This is a genomic window from Streptomyces tubercidicus (genome assembly GCF_027497495.1).
Classification (GTDB): Bacteria; Actinomycetota; Actinomycetes; order Streptomycetales; family Streptomycetaceae; genus Streptomyces; species Streptomyces tubercidicus.
Map to the genome: position 1 here is coordinate 3,291,803 of NZ_CP114205.1, position 17,777 is coordinate 3,309,579.

The window sequence follows — 17,777 nt, forward strand, 5'->3', positions numbered from 1 at the left end:
GGGCCGAGAGGTGGAGAGGTCTGGAGAGCAATGCAGCGGGCCGCAGGACCCGCTACCACCAAGGCTAATGGTCCCAAGGCCGGTGACAAGACGCCGCCGGGTGGATCCTCCGTGCTTCTGGCCCGGACTTACCCTGGTCAGGTGTCTGACGAAACGCCCCTTGCCGGGGATCTGCTGGTCCGAATCGGCGCGATCATGTTCCTAGTTGGCGCAGCGGCCACTCTCGCCACGGTGGCCCCGCTGTTCCTGGGGACCGATCCGCTGCCGTCCGTCTTCTACGGGGTGTGCATGCTGATGGGCGCCGGTTTCCTCGTCGCGGCGGCCGGAGTGATCCGTTCCGTGCTGGCGCAGCGCCGTCAGGTGGCGGCGGCTTCGTCGCCGTCCGCCCGCTCCGCCACATAGCGCTCCAGCCAGGACGGAAACTCCGTCAGGTCGTCCAACACCACCTCGGCACCGGCCGCGCGCAGCTCCGTGGCGTCACACGGGCCGGTGGCGACCGCGACGCACAGCGCGCCGGCGGTGTGCGCCCCGACGATGTCGCCGAGGTGGTCGCCGACGTAGACCTGTGCGTGGTGCTTGGTCAGCGCCTCGGCCTTGCCCGCCGCCCACAGCGAGCCGATCAAGGCGTCCACGTCGAGCCCGAGGTGCGCCAGGTGCAGCTTGGCGCTGGGCTCGTACTTGGCGGTCACCACGATCGTCCGGCCGCCCGCCCGGTGCACCGCGTCAAGGGCCTGCCGGGCGCCGGGCAGGGCGGGCGACGCCGCGACCGCGTACTCCGGGTACAGCGACCGGTAGAGGTCCGCGATCTCCGCCACCCGCTCCTCGGGGAACCACTGCCTGATCTCCTCCTCCAGCGGGGGCCCCAGCCGGCTGACGGCGAGATCGGCGTCGACGAAGGTGCCGGTCCGGGCGGACAGCTCCTGGTAGGCGGCCCTGATGCCGGGGCGGGTGTCGATCAGCGTCATATCGAGGTCGAAGCCGACCGTCAGGGGGTGTGCAGCCATGTCTGCCATTGTGCCTGGGGGGCGGGGCGGGCGGCCGGGACGGTCGGGCCACGGTTGGGCCATGGTCGGCGTGGCCGGTCGGCCGGTCGGTTGCCGCCTGGCCGGTCGTCCCGCGGGTCATGCCGGTCGTCCCGAAGGTCATCCGGTCCGGCTCACGACGCCCGCCTCACCGTGGTGCCCGTCGCATCCGCCACACCAGGAACAGGGCCGAGGCGACCGCCGCCACCCGCGCCATCACCGGCAGCCCGGCCAGCATCTCGTCGCCCAGCCTGCCCTGTGCGAGGGGCTCGCCCCAGCGCCCGTCGAACCGTCCCCACAGCCACACCACCAGGCCGCCGACGACGGTGCCCGGCACACCGAGCGCGGCGAACTTGGCCTCGGCGCGGGTCAGCCGCTGTGAGACGTAGGTGAGTCCCCAGCCGCCCGCCAGCGCGAGCCACGATCCCAGTGCCGCACCGGCCACCAGCAGCAGCACCGCGAGCGTCAGCACGGGGCTGAGCGGCGCCCGCGCCGGTAGCGCCACGACCTCTTCCGTGGCCCCGTCCTCGACCGGGGGCGGCGGTGCGGCGCGACGGCGGCCCAGCGCGCGCCGCAGCATGCGGGGCAGCGGACGCTCCGCCGGTGCGTCCTCCTCGGCGCCCTGCTCAGCGCCCCCGGCGGCCCCGTCCGCGCCGTCCTTCTTCAGCGAGAGCGGGCGCTCGTCCTCCGGGCGGTCCCACATCTCCGGGATCTCGATGCCGCCGACGAATCCGGGCACGGTCTCGCCCGGCCCGAACGGCGCCGGCTCCACCCGCCACCAGTCCGGGGCGTCCTCGGCGTCACCCAGCTCATGGGCGCCGGCCAGATGCGGGGGCAGGCCGACCGTCGGCGCGGGGTCCGGCGCCGCGTCGCGCGGAGCGGGGACCGCGCCGGTCGTGGGGGCCTTGCCGCTCACGGAGCCCTTGCCGCTCGTGAAGTACTTGCCGAGCCCGGACGCCGCGCCGTCTCCGGACGCCTTGCCGTTCCCGGCGGCCGACCCGTTTCCCGCCGCCGCGCCGCCCTCGCCCCCCTTGCCGGTCAGTCCGCTGCGCGCGGCCAGGCCGGTGAGCTTGTCGCGGGCGCCGGTCCAGCGGCGGGGAGGTTCGGCGGGCCGCGGGCCGAGTGGTACGGCGGGCCCGGCACCCGAGGCGGGCCCGGCACCCGAGGCGGGCCCGGCACCCGAGGCGGGCCCGGCACCCGGCTCCGGCCGCGTCCCCGAGCCGCTCCATGACGCCCCCGGCACCCGGTCGTCCGGGCTCCCGGCGGCCGCGACCACCGCCTCCGGCGTCCCCAGCCGGGCCAGCGTCCGCTTCACACCGGACACCGAATCGGCCGTCCCGCCGTCGATCTCGGCCCGGAGTCCGGTCACCAGCCGCATCCGTGTGGCGGCGGGCAGGCCCCGCTGCTGGGCCAGGTCGCCGACCCGGCTCAGATAGTCAAAGACGAGCTGATCGCTCTCGATCCCCACGAAATCCCCTGCGGCGTCCGCTGGTTACTGCCTCGACGGTACCGCCTCGCCCGGCGGCCGGGCCGGAGGCGGCGGCGGGCGGCGGCAGCGGGTTGTCTCCCGGACCGGCACGCACCGGGGCGCCGCCGTACGGCCGCACGCTCCCCCGTCCTGCCCCGCCCCGCTAACGTAGGACGAATGACCGGTACACCCCGCACCCTCGCCGAGGAGCTCAGGACCCGCACCGACCGCGGGCTCGTCGGGCTGCTGCGGGCACGCCCCGACCTGCTCAATCCGGTGCCGGGCGATGTCACCCAGCTGGCGACCCGGGCCGGGACGCGGGCCTCGGTGGTCCGCGCCGTGGAGCGGCTCGACCGGTTCGTGCTGCAGACCGCCGAGGCGTTGGCGGTGGCGCCCGACCCGTGCCCGTACGACACGCTGGGCGCGCTGATGGGCGGCGACGGCGGGGACCCGGCGGTGGCCGCCGAGCTGCCCCGGGCGGTGGCGGAGCTGCGGGCGCAGGCGCTGGTGTGGGGCCCGGACGACCGGCTGCGGCTGGTGCGGACGGCCCGTGAGCTGCTCACGCCGAGCCCCTCGCACCCGTCGCCGACCGGCCTGGGCCCGACCGTCGCCGAGGCCATGGCCGGGATGTCGCCGGGGCGGCTCCAGGAGATCATCGCCGCGGCCGGGCTGCCCACCACCCACGACCCGGTCACCGCGGTCGCCGCGCTCACCGCGCTGTTCGCCGACCGGGCCGGGATGGCGGCGCTGCTCGACACCGCGCCCGCCGACTCCGTCGCCGTACTGGACAAGCTGCTGTGGGGCCCGCCGTACGGGGCGGTCACCGACCGCCCGGCCCCGCATCTGCAATGGCTGCTGGACCGGGGCCTGCTGATCCCGGCGGGTGCCCGGAATGTCGTACTGCCACGGGAAGCGGCGCTGCATCTGCGGGGCGGGCGCGCCCACCACACCCCCGAGCCGGTCCCGCCCGCGCTCTCCCCCGCCACCGAACGCGATCCACAGCTTGTGGACAACGCCGCCGCGAGCCAGGCGTTCACCGCGCTCGCGACTGTCGAGGAGCTGCTCAAGGAGTGGGACCTGGGCGGTCCCGCCGTCCTGCGCGCCGGCGGGATGAGCGTCCGCGACCTCAAGCGGACCGCCACCGCGCTGGACACCACCGAACAGCTCGCCGCCTTCTGGCTCGAACTCGCCTACGCGGCCGGACTGATCGCCTCCGACGGCGAGGCCGACGAGCGGTTCGCGGCCACCCCCGCCGCCGAGGAGTGGCTCCAGCTGCCCGACCACGAGCGCTGGGCGGCGCTGGCGGCCGGCTGGCTCGCCGCGACCCGCGCCCCCGGGGTCGTCGGCACCGCCGATGCGAAGGGCCGCGCACTCGCCGCCCTCGGCCCGCATCTCGACCGCTCGCCCGCCCCCGAGGTCCGCCGCCGCGCCCTCGCCCTGCTCGCCTCGCTGCCGCCGGGCACCGCCGTACCGGCGGGCGCGGTGCTGGCCCGGCTGCGGTGGGAGCGGCCGCTGCGCAGCGGCGCACCGGCCACCGGCCCGATGACGGACGGCGGCGCCCCCGCCACACCCGGCCCCGGCCCCGCCGACGACCTCCGCTCGCGCCTCGCCCAATGGGCCCTGACCGAGGCCGAGTTGCTCGGCGTCACCGGCCGCGGCGCGCTCGCCACCCACGGCCGCACCCTGCTCGACACCCCGCCGGACAGCACCGCCCCCACCGCCGCCGAAACCACCGCCGCCGCCACCCGCGCCGCCGCCCTGCTGGCCCCACTCCTCCCCGAACCCGTCGACCACGTCCTCCTCCAGGCCGACCTGACCGCCGTCGCGCCCGGCCCGCTGCGCCGCCCGCTCGCCGAGGCGCTCGGCGTCCTCGCCGACATCGAGTCCAAGGGCGGCGCGACGGTCTACCGCTTCACCCCCGGCTCCGTACGCCGCGCCCTGGACGCCGGACGCTCCGCCGCCGAGCTGCAGGAGTTCCTGGCCGCCCACTCCCGCACCCCGGTCCCCCAGCCGCTCGGCTACCTCATCGACGACGTGGCCCGCAAACACGGGCAGCTGCGCATCGGGGCGGCCGCCGCCTATGTCCGCTGCGACGACGACGCGCTGCTCTCCGAGATCCTCGCGGACCGCCGCGCCGTCGCCCTCCGGCTGCGCCGGCTCGCCCCGACCGTGCTCGCCGCCCAGACCTCCCCCGACCAACTCCTCGACGGCCTCCGGTCGATGGGCTACGCCCCGGCCGCCGAGTCCGCCGCCGGTGACGTCCTGATCGCCCGCGCCGACTCCTACCGGACCGCGCCGCGCACCGCCCCCGCCCCGGTCCCGGACGGCCCGCCGTCCCCCGACCCCACACTGCTCGCGGCGGCGGTGCGCGCCATCCGCGCCGGCGACCTCGCAGCCACCGCCGAACGCAAACCGGTCCAGACCCCCGCCCCGGCCCCCGGCGCCTTCCCCCGCACCACCTCCGCCGAGACCCTCGCCACGATGCAGGCCGCGGTGCTGACCAACTCCGCGCTCTGGATCGGCTATGTCAACGCCGACGGCGCCGCCAGCCAGCGCGTCATCGCCCCCGTAAGAGTCGAGGGCGGCTTCGTGACGGCCTACGACCACACCTCCGACGAGGTCCGCACATACCCGCTGCACCGCATCACCGGCGTGGCGGAATTGGCGGACGATTCGGTCTGAGGAGGGCCGCGGAGTGGCGTGCCGGTGCCCGGCCGCCCCTTCCGGACGGCCGGGCACCGGCGGGAGTTCAGGCGCTCCGCGGCCGGATCAGCGGGGCCAGCCGCAGTGGACATGGGTGGCGTGTCCGGCGCTCCCCGGCCCGAGAACCTCTGTGGCGCCCAGCTTCTTGCAGGCGGCCATCAGATTCCGGTGCGGGGCGCCGCTGCCGACATGGCGGCCGTTGATGTGGTTGATGTCGAAGGCGACCCCGGCGTAGTGCCGGGAGCGGCTGCTGTGGTCGCCGCCGACGATCTCGGAGACCGCGATCCGGAAGCCGTACTGGGTCCGCAGCTTCAGCATCCCGTTGAGCATCCGGGTGTCCAGGGTGACCCGGCGGTTCGGCCGGTCGCCCTCGGCGGCGGTATCGGCCTCGGCTGGAGCGCGCTCGCGCACCGCACCGGCCCGGACGGTCCGCCGGTCGCCGCCGCGACCGCCCCGGCGGGCCCCGCGGCCTCCGGCTGGCCGCTGGCCCGCAAGGGCGATCTGCTGTGGAAGGCCCGCACCGTCCAGTACCTGCTCCGGGCCCATGGCCATGCCGTCGACGCCGACGGGATCTTCGGGCCGGAGACGGCGGCCGCGGTGAAGGCGTTCCAGGCCGCCCATGGTCTGCTCGCGGACGGCAAGGTCGGCCCGCGGACCTGGTCACATCTGGTCATCCGGCTCGATCCCCAGCACGCCCCCGAGCCGGCGGTGACGGCCCTCCAGTACCTGCTCGACAACACCGGCACCGCCACCGACATCACCGGGATCTTCACCCCCGCCACCACCCGCTGCCTCGAAGCCTTCCAGCACGACCGGGCCCTCCCCGTGACGGGCGTCGCCGACCGCGCCACCTGGCAGGCCCTGCTCGCCGCACAGGAGCCTGCCCGCCGTCCCTGACGGCCGCTGCGCCGATGCGGCACACTGGACGTTTGGCCGTATCTGCGGTCGATGTCTGCGGCCGAGGTCCGCGGTCGTGATCAACGGCCGGGGCCTGCGGCCGGTCCCGGCGGCCGTCGGCGGAAGCGAAAGGCGAGGCGTGTGAACGGACCCCTCATCGTCCAGAGCGACAAGACGCTGCTCCTGGAGGTGGACCATGAGCTGGCGGACGCCTGCCGGCGGGCCATCGCGCCCTTTGCCGAGCTGGAGCGGGCGCCGGAGCACATCCATACGTACCGGGTGACGCCGCTGGGACTGTGGAACGCGCGGGCCGCCGGGCACGACGCCGAGCAGGTCGTGGACGCGCTGGTGCAGTTCTCGCGGTATCCGGTGCCGCATGCGCTGCTCGTCGACATCGCCGAGACGATGTCGCGCTACGGGCGGCTGACGCTGGTCAAGGACCCCGCGCACGGTCTGGTGCTGACCACCACCGACCGTCCGGTGCTGGAGGAGATCCTCCGGTCGAAGAAGGTGCAGCCGCTGGTCGGGGCGCGGCTGGACCCGGACTCGGTCGTGGTGCACCCGTCGGAGCGCGGGCAGATCAAGCAGACGCTGCTGAAGCTGGGCTGGCCCGCCGAAGACCTGGCCGGCTACGTGGACGGCGAGGCGCATCCGATCGAGCTGGACGAGAACGGCTGGGCGCTGCGGCCGTACCAGCAGCAGGCCGTGGAGGGCTTCTGGCACGGCGGCTCGGGGGTGGTCGTGCTGCCGTGCGGCGCGGGCAAGACGCTGGTCGGGGCGGGCGCGATGGCGCAGGCCAAGGCGACCACGCTGATCCTGGTGACGAACACGGTCTCGGCCCGGCAGTGGAAGCACGAGCTGGTGAAGCGGACCTCGCTCACCGAGGAAGAAATCGGCGAGTACAGCGGGACGCGGAAGGAGATCCGGCCGGTCACCATCGCCACGTACCAGGTGCTGACGACCAAGCGGAAGGGCGTCTACCCGCATCTGGAGCTGTTCGACTCCCGGGACTGGGGCCTGATCGTCTACGACGAGGTGCATCTGCTGCCCGCCCCGGTCTTCAAGTTCACCGCCGATCTGCAGGCCCGGCGGCGGCTGGGGCTGACCGCGACGCTGGTCCGCGAGGACGGCCGGGAGTCGGATGTCTTCTCGCTGATCGGGCCCAAGCGGTTCGACGCCCCGTGGAAGGAGATCGAGGCACAGGGCTATATCGCCCCCGCGGACTGTGTCGAGGTCCGGGTCAATCTGACCGAATCGGAGCGGCTGGCGTATGCCACGGCCGAGACCGAGGAGAAGTACCGCTTCTGCGCCACCACGGCCAGCAAGCAGTATGTGACCGAGGCACTGGTGCGCCGCCACCAGGGCGAGCAGACGCTGGTCATCGGGCAGTACATCGACCAGCTGGACGAGCTCGGTGAGCATCTGGACGCACCGGTGATCAAGGGCGAGACCACCAACGCCCAGCGCGAGAAGCTCTTCGACGCCTTCCGTGCGGGCGAGCTCTCGGTGCTGGTGGTCTCCAAGGTCGCGAACTTCTCCGTCGACCTTCCGGAGGCGACGGTCGCGATCCAGGTGTCCGGCACCTTCGGCTCCCGCCAGGAGGAGGCCCAGCGACTGGGCCGGGTACTGCGGCCCAAGGCCGACGGGCACGAGGCCCGGTTCTACTCGGTCGTCGCGCGCGACACCATCGACCAGGACTTCGCGGCCCACCGCCAGCGCTTCCTGGCCGAGCAGGGCTATGCCTACCGGATCGTGGACGCGGACGAGCTGCTGGCGGCGGACGAGGACGTCTGAGCCGGGGAAGCCGCCGGGCTCAGAAGGCCGGGGCCCGGCCGGCCGGCTCCGGTGCGGTGCGCGGCGCCGGCACGCCGGAGCCTGCCGGAGCCACCAGCGGCTTCCGGGTCCACCAGACCACCGCCGCCAGCAGCGCCAGCCCCAGCAGGGGATACGGCGACGCCAACGGCTGCTGCCACCAGGCGACCCGCAGATCGAGGTCGCCGCTGTGCGGGACGATCCACATCGTGCGGGCGGTGAAGGCGAGGGTGACGGCGGCCAGCAGCGCCCTGCGCCACGGGATGCGCCGGGTGTGGGCGGCGAGCGCCACGAGCAGGGGCACACACCAGACCCAGTGGTGGGACCAGCTGATCGGCGAGACCAGCAGCGCCGTGACGGCCGTACACAGCACGCCCCAGCTGTCCAGGCCGCGGCGCAGATAGACCCGGCGGGCGGCCCAGAGCCCGGCCGCCGCGACCAGCAGTGCGGGCACCGCCCAGAGCAGACCGGGCTCGGGCTCGTGCAGCACCCGCGTGATCAGGCCCTGGAGGGACTGGTTGTCGACGATCCAGACCTTGCCGACCCGGCCGGTCTCGTACATCCGCCGGGTCCAGAACTCGATGCTGGCATCGGGCAGGACCAGCCAGCCCAGCAGTACGGAGACCAGGAATCCGGCGAGCGCGGCACCGGCGGCCTTCACCCGGCCGGTGACGAGCAGGTAGACGGCGAAGATCGCCGGGGTGAGCTTGATCCCGGCCGCGATACCGGTGGCGAAGCCCTTGAAGCGGGCGCCGTCCGGGCGGGAGAGGTCCCACAGGACCAGGCAGGTCAGCGCGAGGTTGATCTGCCCGAAGACGAAGGTCTGGAAGACCGGCTCCAGCCAGAGGCCGAGCGCGGTGGCGGCCAGCAGGACGGGCACGGTGTGCGCGGCCCTGCGCAGACCGGCGGCCTTGCAGGACAGATGGATCAGCAGCGCGAGGAGCGCCGCGTTGACGAGTACGCAGACGACCTTGAGCGTGCCGAGCGAGAGCCAGGTGGTCGGTATGAACAGCAGCGCGGCGAAGGGCGGGTAAGTGGCCGGAAGGTGCCACTTGGTGACCGTGAAGCCGTACAGATCACCGCCGGTGGCGGCGGCAGCACCCTCGGCACGGTAGACCGCTATATCGGACATCGGCAGCGGCTGGACCTGGTAGAGCACCCAGAGTCCGGCGAAGGACGCCAGGAGCAGCGCCGTGGCGAGCGCCAGCCGGCCAGGATGGGCGACACTCTGCGCCCAGGTCCGTCTCCATGTCCACGTCGCCTCGGCGGCAGACACCCGCTGACTCCTCCCCGTTGCCCTGAGCTCGCCTACCGCGGCGACGCTAGCGGATCCGGGCCGACCGGCCGTTACGGTTTCCGGTCAACCGGATGTCGACGCGGGGGCGGCTGCTCGCGCCCGATCGCGCGTGTGGTGTGCGTGTTCTGTAGGTGCATCTGTCTGTCGGTGCATCTGTCTGTCGGTGCGCCTGCCTGTAGATGCACCTGTATGCATCTGTGCGTACCTGGTCGGTACGTGTGTGATGCGGCCTGCTGACCGTATTGTGCGCGGTGCGTGCGGACAGGGTCGGCCGGGGCACGCGCTCGGCTACATCTGGCGGTGCCGGGGGAATCAGTCGTTCGCGTACTCGCCCATGACGACGACGCTGAAGGCGGCGGTGGCGAAGACCTTGATCGCACGGAGGGCGTTGCCCACCACATAGCGGTGCTCGTGGCGGGCCGCCGTACCGGGCCCGGGGTCGTTGCCGAGGGCTGTGGCGCCCTTGACCGGCTGGAGGGAGACGGGGTGGACAGAACCTGGGGGAATCGCTGCGCTGCTCATGACTCCATGATGGAATTCACGCGATTGGAGCACATCGGTCCATAGGTCCATCCCTGAGGGCCCGGCGTCCATCTCCAGACGCACCCCACCCCCTACGGAAGACCTATGGCCCCCGTCGCCCGAGGCCGCCGTAAATCCGTTGGCGCGGTCCGGAGCCGCTGACTACAATCGCGCGTCTGCCTGCCTCCCGTAGAGGAGTGCCGCCGACCGGTCGGAAACCGGGCGGCCCTTCGCTTCACGCCGCTGACCCGCGCACGCTTGACCAGCGCTGCGCACCGACTCCGGCCCGCCGCGCCCGCGCACACCGGCGCGCGCCCGCCGACGTACCCGCCACGGAGGCAACGCCGTGCCCTCGCACGCCCACCACCCGACGACGACGGAACCGCGCACCGGAAGCGCCGGCCCCCAGCCGCCCTCCGACGACCCGCTCCACCGCGAACGGGCCCACCTCGCCGCCTCCCGCTCCGCCCTGCGCGCGATGCGGGCCGACGCCGAGGCGCTGAACATCAGCGATGTCGCCGCGAACTGGGTCAACGCCCAGGTCCTCCAGGGCGAGATCGACACCCGGATCAAGGCGCTCGCCGACCTCTCGCACACCCCGCTGTTCTTCGGCCGGCTCGACTATCTCCACGCGCCGGGCCTCGAACTCGCCGAGGGAGCCACGGGGGAGAACTTCTACATCGGGCGGCGGCATGTCCACGACGCCGAGGGCGACCCGATGGTCATCGACTGGCGCGCGCCCGTCTCCCAGCCGTTCTACCGGGCCTCCAAGAAGGACCCGATGGACCTCAAGCTGCGCCGCCGCTTCGGTTACACGGCCGGTGAGCTGACCGCCTACGAGGACGAGCACCTCACCGACCCGACCGAGGCCGCGCGGACCAGCGCCCTGCTCCAGTCGGAGATCGAGCGTCCGCGCGTCGGCCCCATGCGGGACATCGTCGCCACCATCCAGCCGGAGCAGGACGAGATCGTGCGTGCCGGCATCGGCGGCTCGGTCTGTGTCCAGGGGGCGCCGGGCACCGGAAAGACGGCGGTCGGGCTGCACCGGGTCGCGTATCTGCTCTACGCCCACCGGGAGCGGCTGGCCCGCTCCGGCACCCTCGTCATCGGCCCGAACCGCTCCTTCCTGCACTACATCGAGCAGGTGCTGCCGGCCCTCGGCGAACTGGAGGTCAAGCAGGCCACGGTCGACGACCTGGTCGGCCATGTGGAGGTAAGCGGCACGGACGAGGCGGCCGCCGCGACGGTCAAGGGCGATGCGCGGATGGCGGAGGTGCTGCGGCGGGCGGTCCGCTCACACCTCACCATGCCGCAGGAGCCCTGTGTGGTCGTCCGCGGCTCCCGCCGCTGGCGCGTACCGGCCTATGAACTCGAAGAGATCGTCCAGGAGTTGCGGGACCGGGACATCCGCTACGGCGCGGCCCGGGAGGCGCTGCCACAGCGGATCGCCCATGCCGTGCTGGTCCGTATGGAGCAGGCGGGCGAGGCCCCGGACGACCGGGTGCAGGACGCGGTCGCCCGTAACGCCGCCGTGAAAGCCGCGGTCAAGGAGGTCTGGCCGCCGGTCGACCCGGCAAAGCTGGTGCTGCGGCTGCTGGGCGACGCGGAGTTCCTCGCCGAGCAGGCCGAGGGGATTCTGACCCCCGAGGAGCAGAAGACGATCCTGTGGACCAAACCGGTCCGCAGCGTGAAGAGCGCCAAGTGGTCGTCCGCGGATGCCGTGTTGATCGATGAGGCGATGGATCTGATCGCGCGCACACCGTCGCTCGGCCATGTGGTCCTCGACGAGGCCCAGGACCTCTCCCCCATGCAGTACCGCGCGGTCGGCCGCCGGTGCACCACCGGCTCCGCGACCATCCTCGGCGATATCGCCCAGGGCACCACCCCCTGGGCGACCAACACCTGGGAGGAGGCACTGACCCACCTGGGCAAGCCCGGTTCGGCCGTCGAGGAACTCACCCAGGGCTTCCGCGTGCCGCGTGAGGTCATCGCCTATGCGTCCCGATTGCTGCCCGCCATCGCCCCCGACCTGACGGAGGCCACCTCGATCCGTGAGTCCGCGGGCGACTTCGCGATCCGTACGGCCGAGCCCGCCGAACTGACCGCCGCCACCCTCACGGCCTGCGACGACGCGCTGACAAAGGAGGGCTCGATCGGACTGATCGCCGCGGAGTCCCGGATTCCGGAGCTGCGCACGGCCCTGGAGGCAGCGGGCGTGCCCTGTCTGGCTCCCGGCGAGGAGACCTCACCCGAGGCCCGGCTGACACTCGTCCCCGCCACCCTGGCCAAGGGCCTGGAGTACGACTACGTGGTCCTGGACGAGCCCGCCGCGATCGTCGACGGCGAACCGGACGAACGGACCGGGCTGCGCCGCCTGTATGTCTGCCTGACCCGGGCGGTGTCCGGTCTGACGGTGGTACATGCGGCGGGACTGCCGGAGCAATTGGGCGAGGGCTGAGGGGCGGGACGGGGCCGGGAGACGTCCCTCCCGTCCCTCCAGTCCCTCCAGTCCCTCAGACCCGCTGAGCGACGGGCAGATCCAGCGCCGCCCGCCACTCCCGAACCGCCGCCGCCTCCACCGGCGCCGACCACCCTGCGGGGCGGGCGGCGCCCCCGATGTGGAACGCGTCGAGACCGGCCGCCCGCAACGCCGGCAGATGGCCGAGCCCGAGTCCGCCGCCTACCAGGATCCGCGGCGCGTACCCGGGCTCGCCCGCCGCCGTACGCGCCTGCTCGGCCAGCAGCGTCGGCAACCCCCGGTCGACCCCCTGCGCGGATCCGGCCGTCAGATACGTGTCGAGGCCCGCGCTCCCGGCCGCCCCGGCGAGTTCCTTGCGCAGCGCGTCCCGGTCGGCGGCGCGGTCGATGGCCCGGTGGAAGGTCCACCGGCAGCCGTCGATCACCTCGGCCAGCGCCGCCACCGCGGCCAGATCCGGCCGCCCGTCCGGGGTGAGAAACCCCAGGACGAACTCCTCGGCGCCCTCCGCCCGCAGCGCCGCGGCCTCCTCGCAGAGCGCCGCCACCTCACCGGCCGCGAAGCCGTCGGCCGCCCGCAGCATCACCCGCAGCGGAAGGCCGACGGCCGCCCGGATCGCCGCGAAGGTGGCCCGGGGCGGGGTGAGCCCGTCGGCCGCCATGTCCGTCACCAGCTCCAGACGATCGGCCCCGCCGGCCTCGGCGGCGACCGCGTCCTGCGGGCCGAGCGCGATCACCTCCAGCAGCGCGCGCTTGCTCATATGACCCAATCCTTCGATGACGGCATGACGGGACGGACCCCATGACAGGTCTAGTCCAATATCCCAGAGTAAAGGCCACCCGCCCCTACGGGCACCAGCCCACCACCGCCACGCCCGGAATCCGCCCGTACGCCATAGCCGGCCACTCCCCTGCCGGCCGCGCCACCCGCCGGCCGCCCCCACTGGCAGTCTGCCGCCGCCCTCCGCAAACCTGACCGGCCCTCACCCTCCGCCCCGGAATCCGCAGGGCCCGAGGCACAATGGCTCGTATGACCCCCGTGCCCCGTACGGAAGACACCACCGACCCGGCGCCGGAGCTGCGGCAGCGCTGGGCCGACACCGTCACCGCGGCCCGCGGCACCAAGAACCCCGCGGCCCCCGACCCCGCCCCGTACGCGGACAACCTCCTGTCCCGCTGGCGCGAGCCCCAACGCCGCTACCACACCGTCGACCACTTGAACGCGGTCCTGCTCCGCATCGACGAACTGGCCGAGCACGCGGACGACTTGCCCACCGTCCAGTTGGCAGCCTGGTTCCACGACGCCGTCTACCGGCCGGACCGCTCCGAGAACGAGGAGCGCAGCGCGGCCCTCGCCGAACGCGCACTGCCCGAGCTGGGCATCGGCGCGGCCCGCACGGCCGAGGTCGCCCGCCTGGTACGGCTCACGGTCACCCATGACCCGGCGCCCGACGACCCCGACGGCGAGGTGCTCTGCGACGCGGACCTCGCGGTGCTCGCGGGGTCCCCCGACCAGTACGCCGCCTACGCCGCCGCGGTCCGCGCCGAGTACGCCTTCGTCCCCGACCCCGACTTCACCGCCGGCCGCACCGCCGTCCTCACCCAACTCCTCTCCCTCCCCCGCCTCTTCCGCACCCCCCGCGGCTACGACCTCTGGGAACACACCGCCCGCCGCAACCTCAGCACGGAACGGGATCTGCTGCGGGGGGCATAGGGGGCCGGCCGCCTTGCGGCTTCTATGGTTGCCACGAGGCCGGAGGGGGACGCACCGGGACTCCCCCCTGGCCCCCAGCCGGGAAGCTCCCCCACGCCAAAAATCGCCCGACCCAGGAATGCAAGCCGTCCTACCGCTGTTAGTAGCTGATATGCCCGCACAGCACGACCGCGCCCGCCTGCCCATCGCCGTATACGTCCTCGGCCTGTCCGTCTTTGCTCTCGGCACCTCCGAGTTCATGCTCTCCGGCATCCTCCAGCCCCTCGCCCGCGACCTGAACGTCTCCATCCCGCAGGCCGGCCTGCTGGTCTCCGCCTTCGCGATCGGCATGGTGATCGGCGCACCGGTACTGGCCGCGGCAACCCTCCGGCTTCCACGGCGGACGACACTGATCGCGCTGCTCGCCGTCTTCGGCCTCGGCCAGGTGGCGGGCGCACTGGCCCCCTCCTACGGCGTGCTGTTCATCTCGCGCATCGTGAGCGCGCTGGCCTGCGCGGGCTTCTGGGCGGTCGGCGCGGCGGTCGCCGTCTCCCTGGTACCGGTGACCTCGCGGGCCCGCGCCATGGCCGTGATGGTCGGCGGCCTGAGCATCGCCAACATCGCGGGCGTCCCGGCCGGCGCCCTGCTCGGCCAGCACGCCGGGTGGCGCGCCGCCTTCTGGGCGGTGGCCGGCCTGGCCGCGATCGGCCTGCTCGGCGTGGTCGCACTGGTGCCGCGTACGGCCGTGCCCACCGGCGAGGACCGCCCGCAGCTGCGCCGTGAGCTGGCCATCTACAAGGACAAGCAGGTGTGGCTGGCGCTGACCGCCACGGCCCTGAACGGTGCCGCGGTCTTCGCGCTCTTCTCGTACCTCTCGCCGCTGCTGACCGACACCGCCGGCCTCGCGGAGAGCTGGGTGCCGACGGTGCTCGCGCTCTTCGGCGTCGGCGCGCTGACGGGTACGTTCATCGGCGGCCGAATAGCCGACGCCCACCTCTTCGGGACGCTCTTTGGCGGCATCGCCGCGTCCACCGCCGTACTGGCCGTCCTGGCGCTGACCGCGCACAGCCCGGCCGCCACCATCGCACTCTCCCTGATGCTCGGGGTGACCGCGTTCACCACGGCCCCGGCCCTCAACGCCCGGATGTTCAACGTGGCGAACGCCGCCCCGACGCTGGCCGGTGCGACCACCACCGCCGCGTTCAACATCGGCAACACCCTCGGCCCCTGGCTCGGCGGCCTGGCCATCGGCGCGGGCTGGGGCTACCCGTCCGTGGCCTGGACCGGCGCCGCGCTGGCGGCGGGCGCCGTGATCACCACGGCCTTCGCGTTCCGGCTGCACCGCACCACGAACCACTCCCGGCTGATCGCCTCCTCGGCCACCGCCACCCCCATTGCGAAGGAAACGGAGACGGCGGACGCGAAGGAGGCGGCGGGGCACCACTGACCCCGCGGGGAGGGCGCCGCGCGCCCGTTCGCTCACGCCCCGCCGTCGAACGTCCACCGCGTCTGGCTGTAGGTCTCACCCCGCCCGAACCCGAACGCCGTGACCGGCTCGACCCGGAAGACCACGGCCCGGTTGCCCTCCCCATAGAACGCGCCGTCGCGGACGTCGAAGTGCCAGTCGCTGCCGTACTTCTCGACGTACAGCTCGGCCAGCCCGCGCAGCGTGGTTTCATCACGCACCGGCACCGCCTCGCCCTCGACGACCACATCGAGCCCCGCGTGCAGGTCGTTGCCGCCGGCCGTGGACGTCGTCAGCACACAGTGCGTGTTGGCTTCGAGGTTCTTGGCCTTGCGTTCGCCGGGGCCGGTGCAGAAGTGGAGTGCGCCGTCCGACCAGACGGCGAGCAGCGGGGTGACATGCGGGCGGCCGTCGGCCCGGACGGTGCTGAGCCAGAAGATCTCCGCCTCGGTCATGCCGCCGACGGCCGCGGGCCAGGCGGTCGCCGTGGCGTCCGCACTGCTGTAGTCCGGGTTGAGGTCGGTGGCCGGTTGTCCGCCCTGTTCGCTGGCTGACATGACTGTCCCCTTTCGGTGCGGCGCACGGTCAGGCCCATCGTGCGGCGGCCCGCGGCCGGGCCGCCGCTACGACGCGCCGCGGCGGGCCGTACGGGGCGCCGGCCGGTTCTTGGGACGGCGCAGACCGGCGGCGGTCAGCCGGAGCAGCAGCTCCTTGCTGCCGACCTCCACGGCCCCGGCGCGCACCGCGTCGCCATACCGCTCCGCCGGCAGGTCGTAGTGGTCGCGCTCGAACGCCCGCCGGGGCGCGTCGATCCGCGCCGCGAAGGCGTGCAGTTCGTCGAAGGAGTGGTCGCTGACCAGATGCGACCACATCCGCCCGTGGCCCGGCCACATGGGCGGATCGATATAGATCGCCACCTCAGCGCTCCGGCCGGATCGCCATGTCGGCCCGCCGCACCATTAACCACCTCAGCCTTCCGCCGGTGCGCCGAGCCGGCCGACCCGGGCCACCGCGACCGCCGTCTTGGGGCAGACCCAGTGCGGATCCGTCCCCAACTCCGGTTCGACATCGAGCGCATGGGGGTCCCCCGACTCCGTGCACACGGGGCACAGCGGCCAGCGGCCGTAGCGGTCCAGGAGGGCGTCCTGGACGTCCTGCGCTATGAGTCCTGCGACGAATGCCGCGCCTTCAGGCCATTGCTCCACCCACCACCGGCGGTGGACCACCGCATCCTCCACGAGCGAGACGATGTCGGCGTCGGCCACCTTGTCCGCCATCAGGTCGGCGAGCACCAGCGCCCGCGCGGCGTGCAATGCCTGTTCCATCTCCATGTCCCCCATTGTCACCCGCGCGCCGACCCCCGAGCGGAGTTGTCCACAGCCCGCCGCGGATCATCCGGCTCTGTCCACAGCACTCACAGAGGGTATTGACGCCGAGCGGTCGATGAAATTACTTTTCAAGCGTGAGTAGCAGCGTGAAGGAAACTTTCAAGGACGTGCCCGCCGAGCCCCGGCCGGCACCGGCCCCACCCGCCCCCGCGGCGCTGGCCGCCAAGGTGCGCACCCTCGCGCCGACGATGACCCGCTCCATGCAGCGAGTCGCGGAGACCGTCGCGAGCGACCCGGCCGGCTGCGCCGCCCTCACCGTCACCGGCCTCGCGGAGCGCACGGGCACCAGCGAGGCCACCGTCGTGCGGACCTCCCGGCTGCTCGGCTACCCGGGCTATCGCGATCTGCGACTCGCCCTCGCCGCGCTCGCCGCCCAGCAGGCGGCCGGCGGCGCGCCCGCGGTGACCGCGGACATAGCGGTCGATGACTCCCTCGTCGATGTCGTCGCGAAGCTGGCGCAGGAAGAGCAGCAGTGCCTGGCCGACACCGCCGCCGCGCTGGACGTCACCCAGCTCGAAGCCGCCGTCGCCGCGCTCTGCGGGGCCCGCCGTATCGATGTGTACGGCATCGGGGCCTCCAACCTCGTCGGCCAGGACCTGGTCCAGAAGCTGCTGCGCATCGGCCTGATCGCGCATGCCCACGCGGACCCCCATCTGGCGGTGACGAACGCCGTGCAGATGCGCACCGGCGATGTCGCCATCGCCATCACCCACTCCGGGCGGACCACCGATGTCATAGAGCCCCTGCGGGTGGCCTTCGACCACGGCGCGACGACGATCGCCATCACCGGCCGCCCGGACGGCGAGATCGCCTCGTACGCCGACCACATCCTGACCACGTCCACGGCCCGCGAGAGCGAGCTGCGCCCGGCCGCGATGTCGTCCCGGACGAGTCAGCTGCTGGTCGTGGACTGCCTGTTCATAGGTGTCGCGCAGCGTACGTACGAGACCGCGGCCCCCGCGCTGTCCGCCTCATACGAGGCCCTCGCCCACCGCCACTCACCGCGCAACAACCAGCGCTGACCTCGCACCGCCC

At 73.4% G+C, this 17,777-nt stretch carries 17 protein-coding genes; 8 read left to right on the plus strand and 9 right to left on the minus strand.

The genetic code is table 11. From position 1 onward, the window contains the following. Window positions 1-141 precede the first annotated feature (141 nt). On the plus strand, window positions 142-402 hold the full coding sequence (locus tag STRTU_RS14065) for a hypothetical protein (RefSeq protein WP_371873594.1): 261 nt from the start codon (window positions 142-144) through the stop codon (window positions 400-402). On the opposite strand, the gene STRTU_RS14070 is transcribed toward STRTU_RS14065, so the two are convergent. Beyond that, a complete protein-coding gene (locus tag STRTU_RS14070; protein ID WP_159743853.1) occupies window positions 357-1,004 on the minus strand; it encodes an HAD family hydrolase in 648 nt (215 codons plus the stop codon). The two genes, STRTU_RS14065 and STRTU_RS14070, sit on opposite strands and share 46 nt — an antisense overlap. 166 nt (window positions 1,005-1,170) lie before the next feature. Continuing rightward, window positions 1,171-2,490 carry a hypothetical protein gene (locus STRTU_RS14075; RefSeq protein ID WP_159743854.1) on the minus strand — a complete coding sequence of 440 codons (1,320 nt, stop codon included), beginning with the start codon at window positions 2,488-2,490 and terminating at the stop codon, window positions 1,171-1,173. Between the two features lie 177 nt (window positions 2,491-2,667). Here STRTU_RS14075 and STRTU_RS14080 point away from each other — a divergent pair, with 177 nt between their 5' ends. After that, a complete protein-coding gene (locus tag STRTU_RS14080) occupies window positions 2,668-5,172 on the plus strand; it encodes a helicase C-terminal domain-containing protein (protein WP_159743855.1) in 2,505 nt (834 codons plus the stop codon). A gap of 87 nt (window positions 5,173-5,259) precedes the next feature. Here the strand turns inward: STRTU_RS14080 and STRTU_RS14085 are convergent, their stop codons facing one another. Then, window positions 5,260-5,511, minus strand: coding sequence for a hypothetical protein (locus tag STRTU_RS14085; RefSeq protein WP_246240495.1), 252 nt, complete (start codon window positions 5,509-5,511; stop codon window positions 5,260-5,262). On the opposite strand from STRTU_RS14085, the gene STRTU_RS14090 reads away from it, so the two are divergent. Further along, window positions 5,446-6,090, plus strand: coding sequence for a peptidoglycan-binding domain-containing protein (locus STRTU_RS14090; protein WP_159743856.1), 645 nt, complete (start codon window positions 5,446-5,448; stop codon window positions 6,088-6,090). The two genes, STRTU_RS14085 and STRTU_RS14090, sit on opposite strands and share 66 nt — an antisense overlap. A gap of 141 nt (window positions 6,091-6,231) precedes the next feature. Continuing rightward, window positions 6,232-7,884 (plus strand): DNA repair helicase XPB, encoded by a 1,653-nt coding sequence (locus STRTU_RS14095; RefSeq protein WP_159743857.1) that lies wholly within the window; start codon window positions 6,232-6,234, stop codon window positions 7,882-7,884. Between the two features lie 19 nt (window positions 7,885-7,903). Here the strand turns inward: STRTU_RS14095 and STRTU_RS14100 are convergent, their stop codons facing one another. Both STRTU_RS14100 and STRTU_RS14105 read right to left on the minus strand, forming a co-directional pair. Then, window positions 7,904-9,178 carry a glycosyltransferase 87 family protein gene (locus STRTU_RS14100; protein WP_159743858.1) on the minus strand — a complete coding sequence of 425 codons (1,275 nt, stop codon included), beginning with the start codon at window positions 9,176-9,178 and terminating at the stop codon, window positions 7,904-7,906. A 333-nt stretch (window positions 9,179-9,511) separates the two neighbouring features. Continuing rightward, window positions 9,512-9,721, minus strand: a complete 210-nt coding sequence (locus tag STRTU_RS14105; protein WP_159743859.1) for a hypothetical protein — start codon at window positions 9,719-9,721, stop codon at window positions 9,512-9,514. 346 nt (window positions 9,722-10,067) lie between these two features. Between STRTU_RS14105 and STRTU_RS14110 the strand changes: the two genes are divergently transcribed. After that, the gene (locus STRTU_RS14110; protein ID WP_159743860.1) at window positions 10,068-12,179 is read left to right on the plus strand and encodes a HelD family protein; all 2,112 of its coding nucleotides are present in this window, start codon (window positions 10,068-10,070) and stop codon (window positions 12,177-12,179) included. Window positions 12,180-12,234: 55 nt separating this feature from the next. On the opposite strand, the gene STRTU_RS14115 is transcribed toward STRTU_RS14110, so the two are convergent. Beyond that, window positions 12,235-12,957, minus strand: coding sequence for a copper homeostasis protein CutC (locus STRTU_RS14115; protein ID WP_159743861.1), 723 nt, complete (start codon window positions 12,955-12,957; stop codon window positions 12,235-12,237). Between the two features lie 269 nt (window positions 12,958-13,226). Here STRTU_RS14115 and STRTU_RS14120 point away from each other — a divergent pair, with 269 nt between their 5' ends. Together STRTU_RS14120 and STRTU_RS14125 are read left to right on the plus strand one after the other, a co-directional pair. Further along, window positions 13,227-13,910, plus strand: coding sequence for an HD domain-containing protein (locus tag STRTU_RS14120; RefSeq protein ID WP_159743862.1), 684 nt, complete (start codon window positions 13,227-13,229; stop codon window positions 13,908-13,910). Between the two features lie 151 nt (window positions 13,911-14,061). Beyond that, window positions 14,062-15,336, plus strand: a complete 1,275-nt coding sequence (locus STRTU_RS14125; protein WP_174878866.1) for a Cmx/CmrA family chloramphenicol efflux MFS transporter — start codon at window positions 14,062-14,064, stop codon at window positions 15,334-15,336. 32 nt (window positions 15,337-15,368) lie between these two features. On the opposite strand, the gene STRTU_RS14130 is transcribed toward STRTU_RS14125, so the two are convergent. From STRTU_RS14130 to STRTU_RS14140, 3 genes are all read right to left on the minus strand, one after another. Continuing rightward, window positions 15,369-15,911 carry a pyridoxamine 5'-phosphate oxidase family protein gene (locus STRTU_RS14130; protein WP_159743863.1) on the minus strand — a complete coding sequence of 181 codons (543 nt, stop codon included), beginning with the start codon at window positions 15,909-15,911 and terminating at the stop codon, window positions 15,369-15,371. 66 nt (window positions 15,912-15,977) lie between these two features. After that, window positions 15,978-16,271, minus strand: a complete 294-nt coding sequence (locus tag STRTU_RS14135; protein ID WP_159743864.1) for a DUF4031 domain-containing protein — start codon at window positions 16,269-16,271, stop codon at window positions 15,978-15,980. A gap of 51 nt (window positions 16,272-16,322) precedes the next feature. After that, window positions 16,323-16,685, minus strand: a complete 363-nt coding sequence (locus tag STRTU_RS14140; RefSeq protein WP_159743865.1) for a hypothetical protein — start codon at window positions 16,683-16,685, stop codon at window positions 16,323-16,325. A 131-nt stretch (window positions 16,686-16,816) separates the two neighbouring features. Here STRTU_RS14140 and STRTU_RS14145 point away from each other — a divergent pair, with 131 nt between their 5' ends. Beyond that, window positions 16,817-17,764: a MurR/RpiR family transcriptional regulator gene (locus STRTU_RS14145; protein ID WP_367802062.1), complete on the plus strand. Its 948-nt coding sequence runs from the start codon at window positions 16,817-16,819 to the stop codon at window positions 17,762-17,764. Window positions 17,765-17,777 lie beyond the last annotated feature (13 nt).